The organism is Phaeodactylibacter xiamenensis, assembly GCF_965229835.1.
GTDB classification, from domain to species: Bacteria; Bacteroidota; Bacteroidia; order Chitinophagales; family Saprospiraceae; genus Phaeodactylibacter; species Phaeodactylibacter xiamenensis.
Map to the genome: position 1 here is coordinate 3961530 of NZ_OZ245931.1, position 26801 is coordinate 3988330.

The following is a 26801-nucleotide window of genomic DNA, read 5'->3' on the forward strand; positions in this document are numbered from 1 at the left end:
TTTGTTTTTTGAACACCTACTCAGACCGTCCGTTAAAGCAGTAGCAAAAGCAACGGATTGTGACGATCGCCGTTTCAGCCGTCAAAAAAACAAAAACTATGCTACACTTAAAACAGAACATGCTCGTACTCGCATTACTGACCTTCAGCTTTGGCATGGCCCTTGGGCAGCCCTTTGCAGAAGGCGAACGCTCCATGAGCAAGGGCGTACACAACAGTTTCCTGGTGGACTTTCAAATTGGTGAAGCCGATGACATCGCTGACCTGTGGGTGGACTACCAAAAGGACTTTGATGCCCGCAAGCCTAAGAAGAATGATGCCGGCGAATACTTTGGCGATAATGCCGAGATCGAAGCCATCAGCGCCAATACGATTGACATTTATTCCACGGTAAAATCCAAGAAGCCGGCACCTGGCGCTATCGTGACCATCTGGTTTGACCTGGGCGGCGCTTACCTGTCCTCCGCTACCCACCCTGACCGTATGGAGGGTGCCCGCAACTGGCTGGAAGGCTTCCGCAATTTCGTGATGAAGGAATACGCCGAGGAAGCCCTGGAAGCAGAAGAGGACAAGCTCAAGGACATGGAAAAGGCGCTCAAGGATACCCGCAAAGAAGAGGAGGATATCGCTGAGGACATCAAGGAAATGGAAGCCGAGCTTGCGGAGTTAAAGAAAACACTGGGCAGTGCTCAAAAGGAAACCCAGATGAAAGCCGAAGCCGTCAACAAGCAAAAGCAGATTGTGGAACAAGCCAGGGCGAGAGCGAAATCGCTTAAGAATTAATCCGGTGTACCGCCTTTCCCCCCGGAAGGCTCGCCCTGGGAAGTGAACTCCGGTGCACCGTTCTGTGCATTTGTACCTTCTTTGAACGGTACCCATTCCACCCGTGTCCGGGGCAGGCTTTCGGGGTACTCTTTTTGTATGAAGGTAATCAGCCCTTCGCGGACCTGGCAGCGCAGGTCCCAGGCTTCCGATGCATTGCGGGCACTGGCGAGCGCCCGTATTTCCATGGTGTGCCGGTCGGCATTCGTGACCTGCACCACGTTGACGCGTTGGTCCCAGAGCGGATTATCCTTCAGTAGCGCTGTGAATTTTTGCCGTAAGGCATCCACCGGCACCCGGTAGTCAGTGTATAAAAATACATAGGCCAGGAGCTGTGAAGAGCTGCGCGTCCAGTTTTGGAAAGGCTTTTCGTTAAAGTAGTTCAGGGGGACGACAAGACGGCGCTCATCCCAAATGCGGACGACCACATAGGTAAGCGTAATCTCCTCCACCCGGCCCCACTCGTTCTCTACGATCACAACATCATCAATCCGGATAGGCTGTGTAAAGGCCAGCTGAAAGCCCGCCAGTAGGTTCGCAATCGACTTTTGGGCGGCCAGACCAATGATGATACCCGCTACGCCGGCTGAGGTCAGCAGGCCGGTACCCAATTCCCGTACCTTATCAAATTGCAACAGAATGAAGGCTACCGCTACAATGAATACCACCACAGAAACCACCCGCTTGATGTACTGAAACTGTGTGATGATTTTGCGCTCCGTCAGGTTATTCTCCTTGGTGAGGCGGTAGCGGTCGCGGACCAAATCGCTCACCACATCGGTCAGTTCGATCAATGCCCAGCCACCGAATACATAAATGAGGCTTTCAAACAAGATGCTGAGATTGCCTGCTACCCGTTCACTTACTTCAATAAAGGCTATGGCTATATTCAGCCCGACCACCACGCCCAGAAAGCGGGCAGGGCGGCGGAGATTCCGGTTAAAGGATTGAAAAGGCAGGCTGTCCCGGCGCTCTCCGTACCAGTGGATCCCTTTAAAAATGCCCCAAAAGAGCAGGAAGCCCGCAAGCCCTGCCAGTACAAGCTGTATCAAGGGGAGTAGCCAGGCATAAGAGGTTGCTAAAAGTTGGTCAAACATAGACAGGCTTTTTAGAGGTTATCCAAAATAGGGTACTACAGATACAACTCGTCTTTTGCCCGGCTTTGTTCGATCCTGGCTGATTATTCGAAGACAATGGGCTGAGTGGATGCCCCGTTTTGCCCCTGCAGTACCAGATAGTACAAGCCCGGCGCCAGTTGTTGGCGGTGGAGTTGCAGTACCGGCTGGAAGACCGTCCAGGAGCGGAGTTGCTGCCCGTTGCTGTTCATTAACCGGAGCTGAGCCGACTGCCCCGACCAGTTGTCCAGGCGCACGGTAAAGGTATAGCCGGCAGGGTTGGGGAAAACCGTCCATCCTTGTTGTGGCAATGGCTCCAGCGTAGAAGAAGGCGTACCACAGAAGGGGTCCGACCAGCGCTCATCCGCAATAAAGGCTTCATCGGTCAGGGTGTGGAGAAAGGCGACGAGGGCCTCCTGTTCTTCCTCCGTCAGGTCGAGGTGGCGGGGTGGCCCGCTGGGACCTATGCGGAGCTGATGAGACAGGTTGGGATGGGGCTGTACGTTGCTGTTGTAGTGGTCCACCACTTCATCCAGCGTTTCGAAGCGGCCATCGTGCATGTAGGGGGCTGTCAGCCCGATATTCCGGAGGGAAGGCACCTTGAAAAGCCCGATTTCCTGCGGGATGCCCGTTACACCTCCCAGGCCCGGGTCGATGGAGGGATCGGTGTCCAGTCCGTTATTGCGCGCTTCGGACGCAATGAAAGCATCTGTTCCGTGGCAAACGGCGCAATTCCCTAATTCCGGATCAAAAAAGACGGCTTTGCCGAGGTTCTCCTGATCCGTAAAGTTGGGCAGCGGGCCCTGATTCGGCGGGCCCGGAGGGGCCTGCTGCCGCCCCTGATCCCATTTGGACTGATAGCTGACCATAGAGCGGATGAACTGGGCGAGCGCCCGGGCAATGCGGTCTTCTGTGATTGCAGCATCACCATAGGCACTTTCAAAAAGGGACGGATAGAACTCCGTGGTTTCCAGACGGTAAATAAGTTCGTCCAGCGTAAGTCCCATTTCCACGGGGTCCTGAATCGGCAACAGCGCCTGTTCTTCCAGGGTGCCGGACCGCTCATCCCAAAAGAAATGCCCGTTGGGATAATACTTAGCCATGCTCAGCCCCATGGAGTGCCGGGCGGTATGTTCCCCATCGAAACCTTCGCTCAGCGTGGCATCATCCGAGAAGGCGAGTTCCTGTTTGTGGCAGGAGGCGCAGGCTACCGTTTGGTTGACCGACAGGCGGGTATCGTAAAAGAGGACCCGCCCCAGGGTTGCCCCTTCATCGGTGACGGGATTATCAGCGGGTGTATTATCCGCACCCTGAATGGGGGGCGCATTGAAGAAAAGCGGCAAAGGCAGGTTGGCATAATTGAACGGCGCTTCTTCCGGCAGGGTCAGGCAATCATTACCGACAGGGTCAAAATCGGGGCCAAAAGCCGTGAGGGCCAACAATAAAGCGAAAGCAGCAGTGAGGGTTACCATCCGGGGCATAGTCATAGCAGTAAGGTGTTTTTGTGTCACCTTTTGACTAGACAAAAATAGGAAAGTTTAAACAGGGAAAAGAGCGGGAGAGAAAAGTAGGCAGCCCCTACAATTAAAACTAGTGAGTGTAGCCAGGGGCTGCTTACAAAATTTACGCCTATATCATCAAACTATAACGTAAACGGCCGGGCAGCCCGATGCGCTGCTTTGCGCACTAATTTTTTTCGTATTCGGCTACAAGTTCCTTTAATTCAGATAAGTAGCGCTGCTTTTTTGGGGCGCGGCGCTTGCGGTTGGTGCGGGTAAAAAAGCTGTGCTGTTCCAGAAAACTGACCTGAATGCGGTTCCAGGCCTCCTCGGAGGTGAGTACATTGGAGGCTTTGAGCTCCTCAAAAAGGGTACGCCCGATATCGTAGAAATCATCACGCCCGAGGTAGTCGAGGTCGGCGTCGCACATGATTTGCTCCAGCTTGTTTTTGGGGGTCTGCGGGATTTTAGTAGCCATAATCATACCGCAGATGCGCTCGATTTCCTGTGGTTTGTAGCCGTAGCGGGGCAGGTGGTCGCGGGCGATACCGCAGCCGAGGCGCTCGTGCTCCTGTGCAGAGATGGTAAAGCCGGAATCGTGGAACAGGGCGGCCGTTTTCAGCAGCATTTCCTCGTAGGGGGTCACCTTTTCGTAATAGCAGAGCTCCTCCACGGTGTACAGTACATCAAGGGTGTGATGAATGCCATGGTAATAGAGCTGATTGCTAAGTTCGGATTCCAGTTTGTCGAGGATAAAAGCTTTCGCTGCGTGAAAATTCATGGTTTAGCTTTAATGCCGGTACCGGTTGGTTTCCTGCTGTTCGTTTGATGATCGGCTCCTAAAATAACCACTTCGCACGGATTACGCAAGGGGGAGTGCTTGCGCACGAAGCCGGGGAAGGTCCTTTTCAGGGGTCTTTTAACGAAACGGAAGTGGCAATTCTTATGCAGGGTGGGATTTTTTTGGGTTTGCGGGCAATAAAAAAATCGCGACCGCAGCAGTTGTTGCCCCGATCGCGATTCCGTTCTGTCTGAAATATGAATTTCTATTCCTCCAGCAGCAGTACACCGCTCGCCAGGAACTTTGTTTCCTTTTTAGGCTCGGTGATGGCCTCAATTTCTTCCGGTGACTTGCCTGCGTCCTCAGCGTAGTGGCGCAGCTCGTCTACTGGTGTTTCTTCCACGAAGGCGTAGCCGTCCATGATGACCTTGCGTCCAGCGATGTCCTTAGGCATGAAGAAGCCGTAGTCCTTAAAGCGTACCATGATGGGCTCTGCGTCCGGATCGTCAGAAGCGATGGTCATCCAGCAGCCTTTGGCCTGACAAACTTCCTGTACCGTACCGGTAAACTTAACGGCTACGGAGTCTGCAGCTTCAGTTTCCATCTTGCTGCTCAGGTCCTGATAAGAAATGGCACCATCGGCAGTGATAGCTTCGCCAAAAGTTTGCGGTTCGGCAGGTGCTTCTGCCTCTGTGGTTTCAGTAGCCGCTTCTTCCGCCGGAGCGCTTTCGGAATTACAGGAAAACAGGAGGGCAGCAAAGGTGCCGGCAAATAATAGTTTCTTCAACATGATTTCTTGATTTTGATTTCTTTACGGCCTTTTGAGGCTTTGCAGCGCAAAGATACGGGCTCTGGAGCAGGCTGCCAATATTATATGAAGGAATTGTCGGATGAGGGGATGGACAGTTCGGTGGGTTATAGTCCTGAATAAGCACCTTTTATTTCATTACAGGATTGTCAAGCCATAATGTTTTCGTTATATTTAAAGATTAACAAACAGAGTTTGAGCGAAATGAGACTACAAAACCACCACAACAGGAATTGGGTTGGCCCCCTCTCCGGAGGCGATGCCGTCTTCCGGGCCCGCAGCCTCTACCGCCTTGCTGACCCTACCCACCGTTTTGACAATGCTGCGCTCTGCCAGCCCAATGCTGCCTTGCGGGCGCCAAAAGCAACCGAACCGCTTGACTTTACGCTCTTTCCCAACCCCACCTCCTGTCTTACGGTGCTACAATTTAACACGCCGATCACTGGCCGGAGCAGTGTCACCCTCTACAGCCTTCAGGGGCAGCCGGTACTACAACAAACGGCAGGAGAAGGCGCACAGCATATCCTGCTGGAAACAGCGGCTCTGCCTGGCGGGACGTACTTTTGCAGGGTGACAGGGGGTGATGGAGTGACGGGCGTGAAGAAGTTGGTGAAGTTATAAAGTGTGAGGGCTATCCGTAGCTTTAGCGAATAGCCCTTGCTGACTAAAGCGTATACCATGAAAAAGTATTTATATGCAATTGGTTTTCTGCTATGCGTAGTAGCGGGAGCAGCACAAAAGCACGATTACATCTGGTTGCAGGGATATGATAGTGATGCTGGTGAGCCAGGAATCGAAGCGAGCATACTTGATTTTAATTTTTCTCCGGTAAAGGTGGACAGTATAAGAACTGGTGGTGGTTTTTTCGTCAGCAGTACATCCATCGCAGACCAAGAAGGCGTTTTGCAATTTTATACCGATGGATGCGACATCTACAACACTGCTCATTATGTCATGGAAAATGGAGACAGTATAAACCCTGGAGCGGTTCACCAACTCCAATGCGAAGAAATAGGATATGGCTACACCGCCGGCCGTCAAAGCAGCTTAATCCTGCCCATGCCGGGCAGCGACAGCCTCTACTACCTCTTCCACAAGCGGATCATTTATCAGGAAGAGCCGGTCTTTGATGTCATCACCGACCGTATCCTTTATTCTGTGGTGGATATGAGCGCCAATCAGGGGCTGGGCCGGGTAGTGGAGAAAAATGTTGTCCTTTTTGAGGAGCCTACTGTGGGAGGGCAATTAACGGCAGTGAAGCATGCCAATGGGGAAGATTGGTGGATTGTGAACGCTTTGGATCAATCACCAGAATATGCTTTTTTTCTACTCGATAATACGGGCGCTGCGTTTTCTCATATAGATTCAATGGGCCCGCCAGCTTCCTATAGTGGATCAAGAGGCGGCCAGGCCAACTTCTCCCCCGATGGCCGCTACTACGCCCGCTACAGTGCCGACGGGCTCTTCCTCATGGAACTTGACCGGCAGGCCGGGGCGCTGAGTGCGTTTCAGCATATCCCCATACCGGACGTGAATGCGCTAGGCGGGGTTGCCTTTTCCCCCAATTCTGAGCTGTGCTACGTCAGCGCCTTTGATACCATTATGCAGTTTGACCTCATGGCACCGGATATTGAAGCTTCCGGCACCGTTGTCGCAGTTTACGATGGCAATCAAGAGTTATTTGCTACTACATTTGGAAATGCACTGTTAGCGCCAGACTGTAAAATTTATATCAACACTTTTGCCAATGTGAAAACCCTCCATATCATCCACCAGCCTAATGAGAGAGGCACAGCTTGTTTTGTTGAACAACATGCCTTAGATTTACCTTTTTGGCACGATACTGCTCTGCCCAATTTCCCCAACTATCGCCTCGGCCCCCTAATCCCCGGCGAGGCACCGCCTCCGCCCTGCGAAACGGTGGTGAGCACGCCTACGGTGCCTCCACAGGCCGGGTCCGGCTTCAGCCTCTACCCCAACCCTACCTCCGGGCTTATTACGGTGGAGTTCAGCACCCCGCTTTCCGGCCGGGCAAATGTCACCCTCTACAGCCTTCAGGGGCAGCCGGTACTACAGCAAACAGCAGGAGAAGGCGCACAGCATGTGTTGCTGGAAACAGCGGCATTGCCCAGCGGGACTTACTTTTGCAGGGTTACAGGAGTTGATGGATGGACGGGCGTGAAGAAGCTGGTGATAACAGGCAGGTAACTAACAACAGCGCTCACCGGAGGCTCTCAGTGAGCATATGGTTAAGCGTTTCAATGCATGCTTCAAAAAGATGGAAGGCCTGATGCACGGTGCGTGGGTAAGGCGGCTATGCAAACCCAATTAAGGCTTCCATCCCACGTTGTTTGAACTACCCCAACGCCCACTTCCAAACACCAACCGTCCGATATCGAACAGGTAGCAAAAACCCGAAAGCGTAAAACCCTGTTAATCAACACCTCTATTTTTGGCACGACTCCTGCACCCCTCTCAGCAAAACAATACCTGAGAGATGGACCGACCAATATCTGACACCAAGAAAAAGCGCCGCCTGGGCAAAAACGCCCTCCGCATTACCGGGCTGATTGCTGTATTAGTTGGCGCCCTGTTTGTGCTGCGCAGCATGCTCACCAAAGAGCTGGACCGCAAAGATTTTCAAACCGCTACCGTTGAGGTGGGCAAAGTGGAAGAAGCCATCACCGCTTCCGGGCTGGTCGTACCGGCCTTTGAGCAGCAACTCACCGCCCCTGTCACCGCTGCTATTCAGGAGGTCCGCCGGCAGTCGGGCGATCAGGTGGAGCGAGGGGATACCATTCTCCAACTTGATGAGGAGTACATCCGCCTGCAGTACGAATCGCTGGCCGATCAGCTGGAGCTGAAGAAGAACAAAATCACCCGGCTACGGCACGAGTACGACAAAAACATTCAGGACCTGGCTTACGAAAGCGAAATCAAAGCCCTGCAAATCTCCAGCCTGGAAGCTCAACTGGCAGACACCAAGCGCCTGCGTGAAATCGGCTCCGCTACCCCGGAGGAAGTCGATCAGGCTCAACTGCAGCTCGACATCGCCCGCCTGGAAAAGCAAAAACTGGACAACGAACTGCGCTTCCGCGAACAGGTCCTGCCCGGCGACCGCCGCAACCTGGAACTTGAAGTCCGCATGGAGGAAAAGAAAAGCAGTGAGCTCTCCCGAAAGCTTCGGGAAACGAGCGTCATCGCACCCCGCTCTGGTGTCATCACCTGGATTAATGAGGATCTCGGCAAGCAGGTCAGCGAAGGCGAACTCCTGGTCCGTCTGGCCGACCTTCAGCGCTACCGCATCGAGGCGACCTGCTCCGACCGCTATGCCGCTCAGGTCAAAATCGGGCTGCCGGTACGGGTGCGCATCAATCAAACGGATCTGAACGGGCGCATCTCCACTATCCTGCCGGCAGTGGAAAACAATACCGTCGCCTTCATCGTCGAGCTGGACGAGCCCGACCACCCCAAACTGCGCCCCAACCGCCGCGTGGAGGTCTTCCTGATTGCCAATGCCCGCGAGCAAGCCCTGCGCCTGAAAAACGGGCCGGCCTTCCGGGGCAAAACCATACAGCCGCTATTTGTCGTGGACGGCAAGGAAGCCCGCCGCACGGAAGCCCGCATTGGCCTCACTAGTGTCGACTACGTGGAGCTGCTGGAAACCGACCTGCAGCCCGGTCAGCAAGTCATCATTTCCGATATGGCCGCATACGAACACCTGGAGCAGATCAAGCTGGAAGAATAAGCGCCTGCAACTCCTATTCAAAAGCGATCAAAACTTGAGCCATGAAACGAATCATCACCCTATACCTCAGCCTGCTGCCTATCGCCCTCCTGGCGCAGGTACTGCCCGATAGCCTGCAACTGGAAGCCTTCCTCCAACTGGCCGAAGCGCGCAGCCTGGACCGGCAGCAAGCTGAAACAGGCCTGGAACTGGCAGAGCTGGACTTCCGGTTGTTCCGCGCCAGCCAGCGCCCACAGCTTATGGCAAGCGCCAATCTCCCCAACTACCAGCGAACCGTAAGTGAAATTGTACAGCCAAATGGCACGGTGCTCTTCCAGCCCATCCGTAACAATAACAGCGCCCTGGGGCTCCGCCTCACACAGGCCATCCCGGCTACCGGCGGCACCCTGTTTGTGCAGAGCAACCTGCAGCGCTTCGATGACTTTGAAGGGAATAACTCCCTCTACAACGGCATACCCGTCCGCATAGGGCTGGCACAACCCCTGTTTGGCTTCAACGAGCAAAAGTGGGCGCAACAACTGGCGCCCGTACGCCTGACCGAAGCGCAGAAGCAATACCGCGCCGACCGGGCTACCATCCGTACCGCAGCCACCCGACTGTTTTTTAATTTCCTTTATGCCCGTACGGAACTCGACATCGCTATTGCCAATCAGGAAAGCAATCAGGAGCTGTTCGAAATCGCACAGGAACGACATAACCTGGGCAAAATTTCGGACAGCGACCTGATACAACTACAGGTCAGCCTGCTTTCTGCACAGCGCAGCCGCCGCAATGCGGAGCAGACCTACCGCGACCGGGCGGCTCAAATCCGGGCTTTCCTCGGCTTGTCGCCGGAGGCAGACCTGCCCTATCCCAAACGCCCGGGCACGCCTCCCGAAGTCACCCTTGAACCGGAAGCAGCCATTGCCGAAGCATTCAAAAACCGCCCGGAGCTCGACCGCTACGCCCGCCGCATCCTCGAAGCCGAACAGGAAGTGGCCCGCGCCAAAGGGCAGGGCGGCTTTCAGGCTGACCTGATCGCTTCTGTGGGCTGGACCCGTTCAGCTCAGGACCTGGAGCAGATTTACCAGTCGCCACTGAACGAACAGCTGATACAGGTGCAAGTGAGCGTACCTATACTGGACTGGGGCGCACAGCGTAGCCGCGTAGCCCTGCAGCAGGCCCGCCTCGAACTCGAGCAGCGGCAGGTCCAACAGGAAGAACTGGATTTTCAGACCGATGTACGGCAGACCTTGCAGCAGGTTCAAAACCTGCAGCAGGAGGTACAACTGGCACAATCCCTGACCAACCTGGCACAGGAGCGCTTCCGCATCGCACTGGAAAGCTACCGCCTCGGCGGCATTGATATCACGAATCTCATCATCAGTCAGCAGGAGAAAGACCTGGCCATGCGCACCTATATTTTCGCCCTGGGCGACTACTGGCAGGCCTACTACGAACTGCAGCGGCTGACTTTAATCGAATTTTAAATTTTCAAAAATACCTACGCCATGATACAGCTTGAAAACATCACCAAAGTCTATCAGACCAAAGTCATTGAAACCACTGCCCTGGACAACATCAACATCGAAGTTCCGGAGGGCGAATTCCTATCCATCATGGGCCCGTCCGGCTGCGGCAAAAGCACCCTGCTCAACATCATGGGAATGATTGATGAGCCCACTACCGGGCAGGTCAAGGTTGCCGGGAAGCTGGTGGGCAATTACCACTCCAAAGCCACGGCCCGTTTTCGCAATGAGCAACTGGGCTTCATTTTCCAGAGCTTCCACCTCATCAATGAGCTGTCGGTCATCGATAATGTGGAGTTGCCGCTGATTTACCGCAAAGTATCGGGCAAGCAGCGCCGGCAGATGGCTGAAGCGGCTCTCACCCAAGTCGGGCTAAGCAACCGCATGAAGCACTTCCCCTCGCAATTGTCGGGCGGTCAGAAGCAGCGGGTAGCCATCGCCCGGGCCATCGTCGGGCAGCCGCGCATCATTCTGGCTGACGAGCCTACGGGAAATTTGGACTCCGCCATGGGCAACGAAATCATGGACATCCTCATGCGCCTCAATCAGGAGCAGGGCACGACCATCGTCATGGTCACCCACGATGAGACCATGGCCCGCAAAACCCACCGCCTCGTCCGCCTTTTTGATGGACAGCAAGTATCCTAAAACCCTGTAAAACGAACTTCTTATGTTTAGCAGTTATTTCAAATTAGCGATCAAGGTGCTGGGGCGGCACCGGTTCTTCACCTTCATCAGCCTCTTCGGCATCAGCTTCACCCTGATGATTTTGATGGTGACAACTTCCTTCCTGGAGACCGAGCTGGGCAGCCATCCGCCCCTGACCGAAAAAGACCGCATGGTCCTCCTGCCCCGCCTCATCATGAAGCAGATGGTGACCGACACTACCTGGTCTGTAGACACCACGATGCTCGATGGGCAGCCTGCTTACGACAGCACCTTCACGGTGGGTAAGAAGCGGCAGAACAGCTACTCCTCCTCTTCCCTGAGCTATTCCTTTCTGGACCGCTACATGCGCGATATTCCGGGAGCGGAGGCACACAGTTTCTTCTGCTCAGACACTCAATTTGATATTTTCATCAATGGCAAAAAGCTCAACTTTAAAACCCTGTACAGCGACGCCACCTACTGGGAAATTTTTGATTTCAACTTTTTGGCGGGGCGCTCTTTCCAGCCTTCTGAGGTGGAGCGGCAGGTACAAGTAGCCGTGCTGTCGCGCAAAGCCGCCGTGGATTACTTTGGGACAACAGAACAGGTAGTCGGCCGCAGTATCGAGATGGATGGGAAACAACTGGAAGTCATCGGCATCGTGGAGCAGCCTTCCAACTCCAAAGATTACGTGACCTCAGAGGTATACCTGCCACTCACCCTGATGTCAGGGTCTGCACTGACGGAAACTGGCTTCCACGGCCCATTTGCAGCTGTCTTTCTGGCAGAAAGCCCGCAGGCACGCGCAACAATCGTAGAATCGATCCGCCAAAAAGCCGACCGTATCCCATTGCCTAACCCGGAAGACTACAATAAGCTGGAGCTCATGCCGGCTACCGTGATCGGGCTGTATGCCTATTACATGATGCCGGTACAGGACGACCCGGAAGGCGCGCTGCAAATGTTTACCCTGGTAGCCATCGGCCTTATGCTGTTGTTTATCCTCCTGCCTACCCTCAACCTGATCAACCTGAACATCAGCCGGGCCATGGAGCGCTCCGCAGAAATCGGGGTGCGTAAGGCTTTTGGCGCCCATTCCGGCAGCATCCTGGCACAGCTTGTGTTTGAGAATGTCGTGCTGACTTTCCTGGGCGGTATCCTGGGCTGGCTCTTTGCCCTTGCCCTGATCTACCTCGTCAATGACAGTCAGGTGCTGGGCGATACCCAACTGCAGTTCAACACCGCTGTCTTCCTGTACAGCCTGCTGATCTGCCTTGTATTTGGCATCCTTTCCGGCCTCCTGCCCGCCTACCGCATGTCCAAACTTCATATCGTGAACGCCATAAAATTCAACAACCTATGATACGCCATATTTTCCAACTGGTCTGGAACAAGAAGCGGAGCAATGCCCTGTTGTTCCTCGAGATTTTCTTCGCCTTTGCCATCCTTTTTCTGGTGCTGACCTGGGTGACCCGCAACCTGCGCCTGTTCAGCACGCCTCTGGGGTTTGAAACCGAAAACACCTGGATCGTCCACCTGGATTTCTACGATGCCGAAGACACCCTGGCAGCCTCGGCAACCAAAGTCAGGCTGAGGGAAGAATTGCTGGCCCTGCCACAGATAGAAGCAGCCTCCTACGGTGGAGACGTGAGCCCCTTCAGTGGGTCGATCTGGTCGACCAACAACGACAACAACGGTTTTATGATCCAAACCCACCTGGTATTTGCCGATGAGCATTATAAGGATGCCGCCAGGCTGAAACTGGTACAAGGCCGCTGGTTTAACGAAACAGACCGGGACGCCAGGTACAAGCCGGTAGTCATCAGCAAAAAACTATACGACGAAAGCTTTGAGGGCCGTAATTTGCAGGACAGCGTGTACACGATTGACGGGGAAAATAAAATCGTCGGTGTAGTGGACCATTACAAGTACCACGGCGATTTCTCCCCGGAGTACAATGTGACCTTTTTCTACGAGCCCTCCTCCGCTATTGACATGCCCAACCTTCACCTTTTGCTCGCACCGGGCACACCGGTCGCTTTCGAGGAGGAAGTCAACCGCATCGTCGCCGATGTCACCGGCAAGAGCGACTTTACCATTGAACACCTGCAAAAAAGCCGGGATCAGGCTGCCCGCAGCGTATGGGTACCTATGGTCAGTATGCTGAGTATTTGCGGATTTCTGGTGCTTAACGTAGCGCTGGGCCTGTTTGGCGTACTCTGGTACAACATCAGTAAGCGGCGGGCGGAAGTAGGGCTCCGGCGTACCCTTGGCGCGAGCCGGACGGAAGTAAGCCTGCAGTTTGTAGGAGAAATCATGATCGTAAGCCTGCTCGCTCTTTTGCTCGGGGCTGTCTTTGCGGTACAGCTCCCTCTGATGGGTGTGCTGGAAGGTGAAATCGAAGCCTTTGACTACTATGTGGCCATGGGGGTGGGTGCAGCCTTCATCATTGGGTTGGTCTTGCTTTGCACCTTCTATCCGTCGCAGGAAGCCGGACGACTGCAGCCTGCGATTGTGCTGCACGAAGAGTAAAAAAAGCCTCCTATCCCACATAATTTAACTACTTTTCATCCTATGAAACCCAATTCAGCCCATATCCTGATCATCGACGATGACGAAGCGGTCTGCGTTTCGATGAAGCTGCTGCTCAAACGGGCAGGCTACAGCACCGCTTCCATCAACCGGCCTCAGGACATGGAGGAGGCGATGGCCAAAACACTGCCCCACCTTATCCTCCTGGACATGAACTTCACCATTGACACATCGGGGCGGCAGGGGCTGAGGGTTTTGCAACAACTACAAGCCAAACACCCGGAAATTCCGGTGGTGCTGATGACCGCCTGGGCGACCGTCCAACTGGCGGTGGAGGGTATGAAGCTCGGGGCCCGCGACTTCATCGCCAAGCCCTGGGACAACAAAGCGCTGCTGAAAACCATCAAAACGCTGCTGGATTTGCAAACCCCGGCAGACGAACCCACACCTTCTAATATAGGCTTTGAACACATCGTAGGTGAAGATCCGGCTTTCCTGGAGACGCTGGCGGTAGCCAAACGCATCAGTCCAACGGACGCGAGTGTGCTGATCCTGGGCGAAAGCGGCACCGGAAAGGAAGTCCTGGCAGAAGCCATCCACTATCAGTCGGAGCGGCAGCAGGCGCCTTTTGTGCGGGTCAATCTTGGGGGGATTAGCTCCAGCTTGTTCGAGAGCGAGCTGTTCGGGCATAAGAAAGGAGCCTTTACCGATGCCATCGCTGAGCGCGAAGGGCGGTTTGCCAAAGCCAATGGCGGCAGTATTTTTCTGGATGAGATCGGTGACCTGCCCCTGCCCAATCAGGTGAAACTACTCCGGGTACTGCAGGAGAAGACCTTTGAGCCCCTGGGCAGCAGCGAGACGCTCCGGGTAGACTGCCGCGTCATCAGCGCCACCAACAAAGACCTTTCCGCCATGGTCGCAGAGGGGACTTTCCGGGAAGATTTGTTCTACCGCATCAACCTCATTAAGCTCACCCTGCCGCCACTGCGGGACCGCCCCGGTGATATCCCCCTGCTGGCCGATCATTTTCTGGCAACCTTCAAGCGCAATTATCAGCGCCCGGAACTGCACCTGAGCCCGGGTGCCAAAAAATGGCTGCGGCAACAGCGTTTCCCCGGCAATATCCGGGAGCTGCGCAACCTCATTGAACGCAGCGTGCTTGTCTCCGGAACGGCTGCACTGGAAGCCGCAGATTTGCAGCAGCTCTACCAGCCGGCAACGGGCCAATTGCAGGGCGGCCTGCCCCTGCCCGAAGTCGGCAAAGCCTCGCTGGAGGAAATGGAAGTGGAAATGATCCGCCGGACGCTGCGCCACCACGATGGCAACATCACCCTCGTGGCTCAGGACCTGGGGCTGACCCGGTCTGCGGTATACCGCCGGTTACAAAAATACGGAATCCCCTATGCGACTTAACTGGCAGTATTTCCTGTACATAGCCCTCTTGCATGGACTGCTGGGGCTGTTGGCGTATCTGCTGTTGGAAGAAACGGTAGCCTGGCTCCTTTTGGTAGAACTGGGGTTGCTTCTCTCTTTCGTGCTTTCCTACATTCTGTATCGAAAGTTCACCCGCCCGCTTCGGCTCCTGGGCACGGGCATTGACGCAATCAAAGACCAGGATTTTTCCGTCCGTTTCCGGCCTACGGGCTCTGCAGAGATGGACCGCCTGGTCAAGGTCTACAATCAGATGCTGGACCACATCAGGGAGGAACGGCGGCAGGTGCAGGAGCAGCACTTTTTTCTGGACCGGCTGATACAGGCCTCTCCGGCAGGTATCGTCCTCCTTGATTACGACGGGCACGTTACGGAAATCAACCCGATGGGGCTTGAGCTGTTGGGGCTGCGCAATCCGCCGATCGGGCAAAAGCTGGAAGCCATCAACCACCCTATGCTAAAGGAGCTTGCCGGGTGGGACTCCGGACAATCGGGTATTCTTTCCGGAAAAGGGCAGGAGCGTTACCGATGTGAAGTGGTGCAGTTTGTCCACCGGGGCTTTAACCGCAGGTTCCTCATGATACAGGAGCTATCCAAAGAAATGCTGGCCACCGAAAAGCGGGCGTACGCCAAAGTCATCCGCATGATGGCCCACGAGGTCAACAACTCCATTGGTGCCATCAACTCCATTCTGCAGAGTACCATTGAAGCCTACCCTGAAGTGCCCGGTGACGAGTTTGCCGAAGATATAAAAGCCTCGCTTGAGGTTGCCCATCAGCGCAATCAGAAGCTCAATCAGTTTATGCGCAACTTTGCTGAGGTCGTCCGCCTGCCCGAGCCCAATCGGGAGTGGGTAGCTGCAGGCGAGGTACTGAAGCGCGTAAAGCAGTTGATGCTCCCCCTGGCACAACGACAAAGTACCGCTCTGGAATTGGTGGTGCCCGATCATCCCATTCGCCTTGAAATCGACGAAGAGCAAATCGAACAAGCCCTGGTCAACATGGTCAAAAACGCCCTGGAATCGTTAGGCAGGGGCGGCACGGTAAAGCTGATCCTCTCAGCCAGCCCGGCACAAATCATCGTCGCGGATAACGGGCCGGGGCTCCCTCCCGGTGCCGAACGGGAATGGATGTCCCCCTTTTACAGTACCAAGCCCGAAGGTCAGGGCATAGGGCTGACCCTCATCAAGGAAATTGCCCGGCAGCATGGTGGCCGCTGTGAGCTGGAAACCCTGCCCAATGGGTGGACGGAGTGCCGGATCCGCTTTCATTGATTTCCAACAACAGACTTCCAGCGTTGGGGCTTATCAGCCTTAGGTATGCTATGGTAATGCACGGTCTCCGCTGCTCCTGCGGATACAGCCTGAGTTGATGAACGCGCGCACGACTAAAGTGCTCTATATTTTCAAGGCAGGCGCCCATGTTTTTTTTGATTTTTGACAACTCTCACCCCCCTGTGATGACAATTGTCACCCCCCCTTTTAGCGATGGCCCTTAGCTTTAAGTCCAGAACGAAAAGAGAACGAAAAACCTCTTTTCCTAGATCGCAAAACAAACAAAACATGAGCCGAAGCCTATTCCTCAGGGACAGCGTCGTGCGCAAGAACCTTATGGCGCTCACCGGATTGTTCCTGTGCCTGTTTTTAGTGATTCACCTTGCCGGCAACCTACAGCTCCTTCTGCCCGCCGAACAAGCTCAGGTGCAGTACAACCACTACTCAGAGCTGCTGTCCCACAATATTTTCATTAAGATCGTTTCCTACGCCCTGTACGCCAGTATCATCGCCCACGCGGTATATGCACTGATCCTGACCCTTAGGGCCAGACAGGCACGCGGCGCACAAGGCTATGCCTACGACAAGCGGGGACAGGTCACGCCCTGGTACGTACGCAATATGGGCGTGCTGGGGGCATTGCTCCTGGCCTTCATCATCATCCACATGCGCGACTTCTGGTTTCAGTACAAGTTCACCGAAATGCCGCTGGACGCTGAAGGGCGCAAGGACCTCTACACTATAGTCGCCGTTGCCTACCAGCAGTTATGGTATGTTGCCCTTTACGTGGCGGCTATGCTGGTGCTGGGTTTCCACCTGCTGCACGGCTTCCATAGTGCATTTCAAACCCTGGGGCTATACCACAGCAAATACAACCGCTGGGTCAAATGGGCCGGCTATGGGTACACCTTTATTATAACCGCCGGCTTTACCATCATCCCTATCTACATGTACTTCATCCAAAACCAGCCCCTGCCATGAAATTAGACGCGAAAATACCAGAGGGCCCGCTACAGGAGAAATGGAACCGCTACAAAGCGACTTGCCGCCTCGTGAGCCCCAACAATAAAAAGAAACTGGACATCATCGTCGTGGGCACCGGCCTGGCAGGCAGCTCTGCCGCTGCTTCCTTTGCGGAAATGGGCTATAAAGTCAAGTCTTTCTGCTTCCAGGACAGTCCCCGCCGGGCACACTCCGTAGCAGCACAGGGTGGTGTGAATGCCTCCAAGAACTATCAGAACGATGGCGACAGCGCCTTCCGGATGTTTTATGATACCCTCAAGGGGGGCGACTTCCGGGCGCGCGAAGCCAATGTCTATCGCCTGGCGGAATGTTCTGCCAACCTGATCGATCAGGCTGTCGCGCAGGGCGTTCCTTTTGCCCGCGAGTACGGTGGGTACCTGGCCAACCGCTCCTTTGGGGGGGTACAGGTCCGGCGTACGTTCTACGCCCGAGGCCAAACCGGGCAGCAACTACTCCTCGGGGCCTATTCTGCCCTCAACCGGCAGGTGGCCGAGGGCAATATCGAACTCTTCTCCCGTCACGAAATGCTGGAGCTCGTACTCATCGATGGCAAGGCCAGAGGCATCATCGCCCGCAACCTGGACACCGGTGAGATCGAGCGCCACGCTGCTCATGCGGTCGTGCTGGCCACCGGTGGCTATGGCAAAATTTACTACCTCTCCACCCTGGCGATGGGCTGTAACGGCTCGGCCATCTGGCGGGCGCATAAAAAAGGCGCGGGGTTTGCTTCCGCAAGCTGGACACAGATCCACCCCACCTGCCTGCCGCAATCGGGCGACTATCAGTCTAAACTCACCCTGATGTCGGAATCCCTGCGCAATGACGGCCGCATCTGGGTGCCCAAAAAAGAAAATGACCCTCGCGAACCAGGCGACATCCCCGAAGACGAGCGCGATTATTACCTGGAGCGCCGCTACCCGGCCTTCGGCAACCTCGCACCCCGGGACATCGCTTCCCGTGCTGCTAAGGAACGCATCGATGCCGGATTTGGCGTCGGCCCGCAGCGCAACGCGGTCTATCTCGACTTTGCCCACGCCATTCAGGAGTACGGGGAGGATACGATCCGGGAACGCTACGGCAACCTCTTCCGGATGTATGAGAAAATTACCGGGCATAACGCCTACCAACGGCCAATGATGATCTCCCCGGCTGCCCACTTTTCTATGGGCGGGCTTTGGGTGGACTATGAGCTCATGACAAGCATTCCGGGGCTCTATGCCATCGGAGAGTGCAACTTCTCCGACCACGGGGCCAACCGACTGGGCGCCAACTCCCTGCTTCAGGCTTGTGTGGATGGCTACTTTATTCTGCCGTACACCATCGGCAACTATCTGGCGGATGAGCTGCGGGCGGGCAAGATCAGCACTGATCACCCCGCTTTCGCAGAAGCAGAAACGCAGGTCCGGGAGCAGTTGCAACGTTTCCTCGACATCAAAGGCAACCGTACTGCTACCGATTACCATAAGGAACTGGGCCTGCTGCTCTACGATAAGTGCGGAGTACAGCGTACAAAAGAGGGGCTGGAAAGCGCTATCGAAAAAATCCGGGCGCTACGGGCCGACTTTTGGGAAAACCTCCGCGTACCCGGCACCTCTGAACACGTCAATACCGAGCTGGAAAAAGCCGGCCGGGTTGCTGACTATCTCGAACTGGCGGAGCTGATGTGCTACGATGCCCTTACCCGGGACGAGTCTTGCGGGGCTCACTTCCGGGAGGAGTTCCAGACGGCAGAGGGCGAAGCCGAACGTCGGGACGAAGAATACCAGTTCGTATCCGTTTGGAAATATGCGGCCGCGGATCAGGAGCCGGTACTCCATCGTGAAGAACTGGAGTTTGAAACCATTCAACCTAGCGTAAGAAGTTACAAGTAATGAAGATACAACTCAAAATATGGCGGCAGGAAAACGCCCAGGCAAAAGGCAAAATGGTGGACTACAACCTTCCGGATGTCAACCCGGAGATGTCCTTCCTCGAAATGCTTGATGTCCTGAACGAAAAACTGATCCGCTCCGGGGATGACCCCATAGAATTTGACCACGATTGCCGGGAAGGCATCTGCGGGCAATGCGGGCTCTTCATCAATGGGCGGGCACACGGCCCGATGTCAGCAACGACTACTTGTCAGCTGCACATGCGGCACTTTGAGGATGGGGATACCATCTATGTGGAGCCGTTCCGGGCCAGCGCTTTTCCAGTGATCAAAGACCTGCGCATCGACCGCTCCGCTTTTGACCGCATCATTCAGGCCGGGGGCTTTATTTCCACCCGTACTGGTGATGCGCCAGAGGCCAATGCCATTCCAATCGGGCACCAAACCGCGGAGGATGCCTTTGATGCTGCCGCCTGTATTGGCTGCGGTGCCTGTGTGGCGACTTGCAAAAATGCCTCTGCTGCCCTCTTTACCGGCGCAAAGGTCAGCCACCTGGCCATGCTGCCACAGGGCGAGCCGGAATCTCCCGAACGGGCAGAAAAGATGGTCGCGCAAATGGAAGCCGAAGGGTTTGGGCACTGTACCAATACCGGAGCCTGTGAGGTCGAATGCCCGCAGGAGATCTCCATCGAGCACATTGCCCGCATGAATTTTGAATACAACAAAGCCGCGGTGCTCGAGAAATAGCACCCGGCAAGACAACCAATATTATGGAACAAAAGCTTCAATCCCTACTCGAAAAGATTCAGCAGGAGGGCGTAGACAAAGGGCAGGAGGTAGCCAACAGCCTCATCAACGATGCCGAGCAAAAAGCCGAGGACATCGTTACTGCTGCCCAGCGCCGTGCCGAAGAAATCCGTAAGCAGGCCGAACAGGATGCGGAGGAGCTGAAACGCAACGTCACTTCTGAGCTAAAGCTATCCGCAGAGCAAACGGTGGAAGCCCTGCAGCAGCGCATTACAGAATTGGTCACTGCAAAAGCGACAACTGCCCCAACGCAGGCCGCTTTTAGTGATAAATCCTTTCTCAAGGATGTGATACAGTCACTGATCGAACAGTGGCAGAAGGATGAGCAGGGCGCAGCACTGCACCTCTCGCCGGAGCGGGAAAAAGAGCTTTTTGACTTCTTCTCCGCCCTGGCTCAGGAAAGCCTGAAGGAGGGCCTTGTAGTCAAACCCGCGCCTTCCCTTGCAGAAGGCTTCCGTATTGGTCCGGCGAATGGCAGCTATGTGGTGTCATTCACCGAAGAAGATTTTCAGGCTTTCTTTGCCGACTTCCTGCGGCCCCGGACCAAAACCCTTTTATACGGCGAAGGCTAGATTTTATACACCAGCACAAAGCAAAACATGAGCCAACTGCAAAAACGCGATTACTTCTACCTCATCTCCAGTTTACCGGAGATGGTGCTCGACCAAAGCCGGGCGCCATACACGATGGTGGACTTTGTGGCGCAGTTGGAAGAGGCGCTTGAGCCTGATGACTTTAAACTCGTCCGCATCCTGCTGCGCCCCCATGACAACCGCAACCTGCTCCTGCTCCTGGGAGAACAGTCTGGCGACTGGGATACGCTGGGGCAATTTTCAGAAGCGGAAATGCAGGAAGCCCTCAAGGCAGAAAACGGGCTACCAGAATACATGCACCGGTTTTACCGGGCGTACCAAAGCGAGCAGCCCATCCACCCGGAGCAAAGCTGGACCAATCAGTTATCCGGGCTATACTACGGGGCCGCACTCCGGCAAACGGAAGGCTTCCTCCACGACTGGCTTGTATTTGAGCGCGGCCTGCGCAATATTCTTGCGGCCTGGAATATCCGCCATTATGCCCTACAGGGCGAAGGGCAACTAATCGGTCAGGGCGAAAATATTGAGGCGCTGAAAAAATCCCGCGCCCGCGACTTTGGGCTGGGCACCGATTACCCCTATCTACCGAAACTACTCAATCAACTGGAACGCGAGGACCTCATGATCCGCGAAAAGGATATCGACCGCGTACAGTGGAATTATATAGACGAACAGCTGACCTTCCACTACTTCAGCATAGAAGTGGTGCTGGGCTATCTGTTGCAGCTCCGTATGCTGCAGCGGTGGCTTTCTCTTGACCCGCAGGCCGGGCAGGAACGGGTACGCAGCTTCATTTCCGAAATGGAACAAAAGATAGAACGCTCATGACGGCAACGCAGCAACATACCACAGGCCGTGTCAACGGCATCATCTCCAACCTCGTCCTCGTGGAAGTGGACGGCCCGGTTGGGCAAAACGAAATCTGCTTCATACAGCACGGTGATACCTCCCTGATGGCAGAGGTCATTAAAGTGATGGGCGACAAAGCCTATGTGCAGGTTTTTGAGAGTACCCGCGGGCTCCGGCCCGGCATGGAGGTGCGCTTTGAAGGGCACATGCTGGAGGCTACCTTTGGCCCGGGCATTCTTTCCTGCAATTATGATGGCCTCATGCACGACCTGAGCACCATGAGCGGCATTTTTCTGCAAAGGGGCGACTACACCTCCGCCCTCGACCTGAAAAAGGAATGGGCTTTCGAACCTTTGGCTAAAGCCGGGGACGAAGCCACCGCCGGGCACTGGCTCGGGAAGGTAGACGAAAACGGTATTGCCCACAAAATTATGGTACCCTTCAAAATGAAAGGGCGCTATACCGTGGAGGAAGTGATGCCGGCCGGCAACTACAAAGTTCAGGATACCATTGCTGTGCTCAAAGATGAGCGCGGGACCGAGTATAAAGTGAGCATGCTCCAAAAATTCCCTGTAAAACAGGCGGTGAAGGCGTACCGGGAGAAACCACGCCCGTTCCAACTACTGGAAACCGGCGTGCGTACCATTGATACCCTCAACCCTATGGTGGAGGGCGGTACGGGCTTCATCCCTGGCCCTTTTGGCAGTGGAAAGACCGTATTGCAACAGGCGATCTCCAAGCAGGCCGAAGCCGATATTGTAATTGTGGCCGCATGTGGCGAGCGTGCCAACGAGGTAGTCGACCTTTTCGTGGAATTCCCCGAGCTGGAAGACCCCTGGACCGGCCGTAAGCTCATGGAGCGGACCACCATTATTGCCAACACCTCCAATATGCCGGTGGCGGCACGGGAAGCTTCTGTTTACACCGCAATGTCGATTGCCGAGTACTATCGCTCAATGGGGCTGAAAGTGCTGCTGTTGGCCGACTCCACCTCCCGCTGGGCACAGGCGCTCCGGGAGATGTCGAACCGGATGGAGGAACTACCAGGCCCGGATGCTTTCCCGATGGATCTTCCGGCTATCGTGTCCAACTTCTACGCACGGGCGGGTTATGTGTACCTCAATAACGGAGAGACCGGCTCGATCACCTTCATCGGTACGGTATCCCCTGCCGGTGGTAACCTCAAGGAGCCGGTTACGGAATCGACCAAGAAAGTGGCACGTTGTTTTTATGCCCTTTCCCAGTCCCGGGCCGACAGTAAGCGCTACCCGGCCATTGACCCCATCGAGAGCTATTCCAAATACCTGGAATACCCCGAACTGCAGCGGGTCCTGAACGAGCAAATTGAAGAAGGCTGGACCGAAAAGGTCAACGAGCTAAAGAATATCCTGCTGCGGGGCAAGGAAGCCGCCGAGCAGATCAATATCCTTGGTGATGACGGTGTATCCATTGATACTCACTTGGTATTCTGGAGGTCTGAAGTGGTGGACGAGATCATTCTCCAACAAAACGCCTTCGACGAGGTGGATGCCCGCACACCTATGGACCGGCAGCAGTATATGGTCAACAAAGTGCTCGATGTGGTAGCTACGCCGCTGAGCTTTGAGGGCTACGAGGCAATCAACCCCTACTTCAAGCGGGTTATCAATGCCATGAAGCAGATGAACTACTCGGAGTTCGAGTCGGAAGCCTTCAACCAGAATATGAAGGAGCTGGAAGACACCCTGGCTGAGCGTAAACAAGCAAACTAAAAAACGAATCATCATGCCCACCGCATTTCAAAGGATATACACCAAGGTAGAGGAAATCACCAAAGCGACCTGTACGGTGCGTGCTACGGACGTTGGCTATGAAGAACTGGCCACCGTGAACGGGCAACTGGCTCAGGTGGTAAAAATTATGGGCGACGAAGTCACCCTGCAGGTATTCGCGGGCACGGAAGGGGTACCTACTAATGCCGAGGTCATTTTCCTGGGCAAAGCCCCAAGCCTGAAGGTGAGCGAGGCCCTGGCCGGACGCTTCTTCAATGCCTACGGCAACCCCATCGACGGCGGACCGGAGGTGGAAGGGAAGGAACAGGAAATCGGCGGGCCCTCGGTAAATCCCGTGCGGCGGAAACAGCCTTCGGAGCTCATCACCACCGGTATTGCCGGTATCGACCTCAACAACACCCTGGTCACCGGGCAGAAGATCCCCTTCTTTGCCGACCCCGACCAACCCTTCAATCAGGTGATGGCTACCGTGGCCCTGCGTACCGCTGCCGACCGAATTGTGCTGGGCGGTATCGGGCTGACCAACGATGACTACCTCTACTTCAAAAGTGTATTTGAAAACGCCGGCGCCCTCCACCGTATCGTCAGCTTCGTGAATACCACCGAAGACCCGACTGTGGAGCGCCTGCTCGTACCCGATATGGCACTGACCGCTGCGGAATACTTCGCCGTGGAGAAAAAGGAAAAGGTGCTGGTGCTACTCACCGATATGACCCTCTACGCCGATGCTCTGAGTATCGTCTCCAACCGTATGGATCAAATCCCGTCCAAGGACAGCATGCCGGGCTCCCTGTACAGTGACCTGGCCAAGCTATACGAAAAAGCCGTGCAGTTTGAAGATGGCGGTTCCATTACGATTGTAGCCGTGACTACGCTTTCCGGTGGAGATATCACCCACGCCATTCCGGATAATACCGGGTATATCACCGAGGGGCAGCTCTTCCTGCGCCGCGACACAGACATTGGCAAGGTAATCGTAGACCCCTTCCGGAGCCTCTCCCGGCTCAAGCAGCTGGTAATTGGCAAGAAGACCCGGGAAGACCATCCGCAGGTGATGAACTCAGCTGTGCGCCTCTATGCCGATGCCGCCAACGCCCGTACCAAACTGGAGAACGGCTTCGAGCTGACCAACTACGACGAACGAACCCTGGAGTTTGCCCGTGAATATTCCGATAAGCTCCTGGCTATCGACGTGAATATTGATACGGACAAAATGCTGGATACGGCCTGGCAGCTATTTGCCGCCCACTTCTCCAAAGCTGAAGTGGGCATTAAGCAATCCCTGACTGACCAATACTGGCCCGAAAACCAATAATGAGCTATGGCAATCGCTTTCCAATATAACAAGACGTCCCTGCAGCACCTCAAGAAGCAGCTCAAGATTCGTGAGAATGCCCTGCCTATTCTTAAGAATAAGGAGGCAGCCCTGCGCGTGGAGGTCAAAAAAGCCCGTAAGGAAGCGGAGCAGGTGGCCGCAGAATTGGAACAGACGATTGACCGGCACGAAAGTATGGCCGGGCTTTGGGAAGAATTTGATTTCAACCTGCTGGAGGTGGAATCCGTGGAAATGGGCAGCCAAAAGGTCGCCGGCGTAGCCACACCGGTCCTCAAAGACATACAGTTCATCCGCCACCCGTTCAGCCTGTTCAACCGGCCGGCCTGGTTCCCGGCGGGGATGGAACTGCTCAAGCAGTGGATAGAGCTCGCGCTGCGCCGCAAAGTCATCCTGCAGAAAATGGACCGCCTGGAGTTTGCCCGAAAGAAGACCACCCAAAAGGTCAACCTGTACGAGAAAGTACAGATTCCCGGTTATGAAGATGCCATCCGAAAGATTGAGCGCTATCTGGAAGATGAAGAGAATTTGGCGAAAGCCGCCCAGAAGATTGTGAAAAAGCGCAGCAACAGCGATGCCTTATGATTGTACCGATGCAAAAATACCTGTTCCTGGTCCACCACTCCGAATACACGGCATTCCTGGAGGGGCTGCGGCAACTGGGCGTACTGCACGTGCAGCAACAGGAAGGCGAACGCTCGTCCGGTCTAATGGACCGTTTGGCGCTGCAGCAGCAATTCCAAAAGGTGCTGAAAGCCCTGGAAAAGCGGGAAGTGGATGTGGAACAACGCACCGCCACCGCAGAGGAAGGGCACAGTGTAGCCGCAGAATACGATACCCTGACCGACCGCCTGGAGCCACTCTTGCAGGAACGCGCCACCGTGCGCAAGGAATTTGATATTCTGAAGCCCTGGGGCGACTTTTCCATCGAGACCGTTAAAAAGCTGGAAGCCGCCGGGCTGGAAGTACAGTTCCTGGTTTGCCCCACCAAAAAATACAATCCGGACTGGGCGAAAGAATACCCTGTTGCCCATCTGCGCAACCTGGGCGCCAATTCCTACTTTGCAGGCATTACCAAGGCGGAAGCGCCCGTTGAAATTCCCGGCGTGGAGATGATCCCCGACCCTAAAAACGGGACGGTGGAGCTTCAGGCCCGGCAGAAAGAGCTGGACAATTCCATCGCTGATATCAATGCCCGCCTGGACCGGTTGGCACAAGTCGGCATACCTGCTCTGCAAGCGGCTCTGCGTGATTTGCAGGACACCACGCAATTGATGAGTGTCATTGAACATACCCGGTGGGAAGCCGATGAGCAGCTGATGCTTTTGGAAGGCTATGCGCCGAAACCTAAAAAACAGGAAGTGGAAGCCCTGTGTGAACAACAAGGCATCCCCTTTCTGACCGAGCAGCCCAAGCCTGCCGATCAACCACCTGTTCTGTTGAAAAACTCGAGCTTCAGCCGGTTATTTGAACCGATTGCTAAGCTCTTTGCCCTGCCTTCCTACGGGGAGATGGACCTGACCCCTTATTTTGCGCCCTTCTTCCTGCTCTTCTTCGGCTTTTGCCTCGGCGATGCGGGCTACGGCATTGTGCTGTTGCTGGGCGCTACCGTCTATAAATTCCGGGCAGCAAAAGACATGAAGCCTACGCTGACGCTCGTGCAGTTTTTGGGCGTTGCTACGGTACTCTTCGGGGTGCTCACCGGCACGGTCTTCGGCGTCAACCTCCTTCAGGATCAGTTTGCATGGCTGGGCAATATCCGGGAAATTATGCTGAACAGTGATCAGGCTTTTCAGCTCGCCCTTATCCTGGGGGTCGTTCAGATTCTCTTTGGGCTGGGTGTGAAAGCCGTCAATAAGAGCAGACAGTACGGCTGGATGCACGGCATAGCGCCGGTGGGCTGGATACTGCTGGTGCTGAGCCTGGCGGACATTGGGCTGACCAAACAGTTGCTGCCGTATTCACAGTATGCCGCCTGGGCAGCAGTAGGGCTGATCCTGCTCTTCAGCGACCCGGAAGGCGGCCTCTTCAGCCGGCTTGGCAGTGGCGCATGGGCTTTGTACGGCATCACCGGTATTTTTGGGGACCTGCTGAGCTATATTCGGCTCTTTGCGCTGGGTATAGCGAGCGCCATCCTCGGGCTGGTCGTCAATGATATTGGCCTGCAGATCAAGGGCTCTATGGAAATTGTAGGCCCGATCCTGTTTGTGGTGTTCCTGCTCGTCGGGCATACCGCCAACCTGCTGATTGCCTCTTTGGGCGCCTTCGTTCACCCGATGCGCCTCACCTTTGTGGAATTTTACAAAAATGCCGGCTTTGAGGGCGGAGGGAAACCCTACGACCCGCTGCGGCAACAGGAATCATAAACGCGAACAAAAGAAAAACAATAA

The 26801-nt window shown here is 55.0% G+C and carries 23 protein-coding genes; 19 read left to right on the top strand and 4 right to left on the bottom strand.

What is annotated here, in order from left to right; translation table 11 throughout:
* Positions 1–98: 98 nt before the first annotated feature.
* Positions 99–782, top strand: coding sequence for a hypothetical protein (locus ACO08I_RS14945; protein ID WP_421946331.1), 684 nt, complete (start codon positions 99–101; stop codon positions 780–782).
* Here the strand turns inward: ACO08I_RS14945 and ACO08I_RS14950 are convergent.
* The 4 genes from ACO08I_RS14950 to ACO08I_RS14965 all read right to left on the bottom strand — a co-directional run bounded on the left by ACO08I_RS14950 (position 779) and on the right by ACO08I_RS14965 (position 5006).
* On the bottom strand, positions 779–1918 hold the full coding sequence (locus ACO08I_RS14950; protein WP_421946332.1) for a mechanosensitive ion channel family protein: 1140 nt from the start codon (positions 1916–1918) through the stop codon (positions 779–781). The genes ACO08I_RS14945 and ACO08I_RS14950 overlap by 4 nt on opposite strands.
* 83 nt (positions 1919–2001) lie before the next feature.
* Complete coding sequence (locus tag ACO08I_RS14955) at positions 2002–3423, bottom strand: cytochrome c peroxidase (protein ID WP_421946333.1); 1422 nt, start codon at positions 3421–3423, stop codon at positions 2002–2004.
* Positions 3424–3622: 199 nt separating this feature from the next.
* Positions 3623–4216: an HD domain-containing protein gene (locus ACO08I_RS14960; RefSeq protein WP_044217531.1), complete on the bottom strand. Its 594-nt coding sequence runs from the start codon at positions 4214–4216 to the stop codon at positions 3623–3625.
* Positions 4217–4481: 265 nt separating this feature from the next.
* Complete coding sequence (locus ACO08I_RS14965) at positions 4482–5006, bottom strand: DUF4920 domain-containing protein (protein WP_421946334.1); 525 nt, start codon at positions 5004–5006, stop codon at positions 4482–4484.
* Between the two features lie 222 nt (positions 5007–5228).
* Here ACO08I_RS14965 and ACO08I_RS14970 point away from each other — a divergent pair, with 222 nt between their 5' ends.
* From ACO08I_RS14970 to ACO08I_RS15055, 18 genes are all read left to right on the top strand, one after another.
* Positions 5229–5645: a T9SS type A sorting domain-containing protein gene (locus ACO08I_RS14970; RefSeq protein WP_421946335.1), complete on the top strand. Its 417-nt coding sequence runs from the start codon at positions 5229–5231 to the stop codon at positions 5643–5645.
* 57 nt (positions 5646–5702) lie between these two features.
* Positions 5703–7232, top strand: a complete 1530-nt coding sequence (locus ACO08I_RS14975; RefSeq protein ID WP_421946336.1) for a T9SS type A sorting domain-containing protein — start codon at positions 5703–5705, stop codon at positions 7230–7232.
* Between the two features lie 289 nt (positions 7233–7521).
* Positions 7522–8772 carry an efflux RND transporter periplasmic adaptor subunit gene (locus tag ACO08I_RS14980; RefSeq protein ID WP_421946337.1) on the top strand — a complete coding sequence of 417 codons (1251 nt, stop codon included), beginning with the start codon at positions 7522–7524 and terminating at the stop codon, positions 8770–8772.
* A gap of 41 nt (positions 8773–8813) precedes the next feature.
* Positions 8814–10241 (top strand): TolC family protein, encoded by a 1428-nt coding sequence (locus ACO08I_RS14985; protein ID WP_421946338.1) that lies wholly within the window; start codon positions 8814–8816, stop codon positions 10239–10241.
* Between the two features lie 21 nt (positions 10242–10262).
* Positions 10263–10928 (top strand): ABC transporter ATP-binding protein, encoded by a 666-nt coding sequence (locus tag ACO08I_RS14990; RefSeq protein WP_044217590.1) that lies wholly within the window; start codon positions 10263–10265, stop codon positions 10926–10928.
* A gap of 22 nt (positions 10929–10950) precedes the next feature.
* Positions 10951–12291: an ABC transporter permease gene (locus ACO08I_RS14995; RefSeq protein WP_421946339.1), complete on the top strand. Its 1341-nt coding sequence runs from the start codon at positions 10951–10953 to the stop codon at positions 12289–12291.
* Positions 12288–13460, top strand: a complete 1173-nt coding sequence (locus tag ACO08I_RS15000) for an ABC transporter permease (RefSeq protein WP_421946340.1) — start codon at positions 12288–12290, stop codon at positions 13458–13460. Before ACO08I_RS14995 ends, ACO08I_RS15000 begins: the two co-directional genes overlap by 4 nt.
* A 42-nt stretch (positions 13461–13502) precedes the next feature.
* On the top strand, positions 13503–14873 hold the full coding sequence (locus tag ACO08I_RS15005) for a sigma-54-dependent transcriptional regulator (RefSeq protein ID WP_421946341.1): 1371 nt from the start codon (positions 13503–13505) through the stop codon (positions 14871–14873).
* Complete coding sequence (locus tag ACO08I_RS15010) at positions 14863–16164, top strand: sensor histidine kinase (RefSeq protein ID WP_282773672.1); 1302 nt, start codon at positions 14863–14865, stop codon at positions 16162–16164. Before ACO08I_RS15005 ends, ACO08I_RS15010 begins: the two co-directional genes overlap by 11 nt.
* 288 nt (positions 16165–16452) lie before the next feature.
* Positions 16453–17145 carry a succinate dehydrogenase cytochrome b subunit gene (locus tag ACO08I_RS15015; RefSeq protein ID WP_044217600.1) on the top strand — a complete coding sequence of 231 codons (693 nt, stop codon included), beginning with the start codon at positions 16453–16455 and terminating at the stop codon, positions 17143–17145.
* Positions 17142–19058: a fumarate reductase/succinate dehydrogenase flavoprotein subunit gene (locus ACO08I_RS15020; RefSeq protein WP_421946342.1), complete on the top strand. Its 1917-nt coding sequence runs from the start codon at positions 17142–17144 to the stop codon at positions 19056–19058. The genes ACO08I_RS15015 and ACO08I_RS15020 overlap by 4 nt, the downstream gene beginning before the upstream one ends.
* Positions 19058–19804: a succinate dehydrogenase/fumarate reductase iron-sulfur subunit gene (locus ACO08I_RS15025; protein WP_282773676.1), complete on the top strand. Its 747-nt coding sequence runs from the start codon at positions 19058–19060 to the stop codon at positions 19802–19804. Before ACO08I_RS15020 ends, ACO08I_RS15025 begins: the two co-directional genes overlap by 1 nt.
* Before the next feature lie 23 nt (positions 19805–19827).
* On the top strand, positions 19828–20436 hold the full coding sequence (locus tag ACO08I_RS15030; protein WP_282773677.1) for a hypothetical protein: 609 nt from the start codon (positions 19828–19830) through the stop codon (positions 20434–20436).
* Between the two features lie 27 nt (positions 20437–20463).
* Entirely contained in the window at positions 20464–21285 is an 822-nt protein-coding gene (locus ACO08I_RS15035; protein WP_282773679.1) for a DUF2764 family protein, read from the top strand.
* On the top strand, positions 21282–23057 hold the full coding sequence (locus ACO08I_RS15040; protein WP_282773680.1) for a V-type ATP synthase subunit A: 1776 nt from the start codon (positions 21282–21284) through the stop codon (positions 23055–23057). The genes ACO08I_RS15035 and ACO08I_RS15040 overlap by 4 nt, the downstream gene beginning before the upstream one ends.
* 10 nt (positions 23058–23067) lie before the next feature.
* Positions 23068–24393, top strand: coding sequence for a V-type ATP synthase subunit B (locus ACO08I_RS15045; protein WP_345894589.1), 1326 nt, complete (start codon positions 23068–23070; stop codon positions 24391–24393).
* Between the two features lie 6 nt (positions 24394–24399).
* Positions 24400–24996: a V-type ATP synthase subunit D gene (locus tag ACO08I_RS15050; protein ID WP_282773684.1), complete on the top strand. Its 597-nt coding sequence runs from the start codon at positions 24400–24402 to the stop codon at positions 24994–24996.
* Positions 24993–26777 carry a V-type ATP synthase subunit I gene (locus ACO08I_RS15055; protein ID WP_421946343.1) on the top strand — a complete coding sequence of 595 codons (1785 nt, stop codon included), beginning with the start codon at positions 24993–24995 and terminating at the stop codon, positions 26775–26777. Before ACO08I_RS15050 ends, ACO08I_RS15055 begins: the two co-directional genes overlap by 4 nt.
* Positions 26778–26801 lie beyond the last annotated feature (24 nt).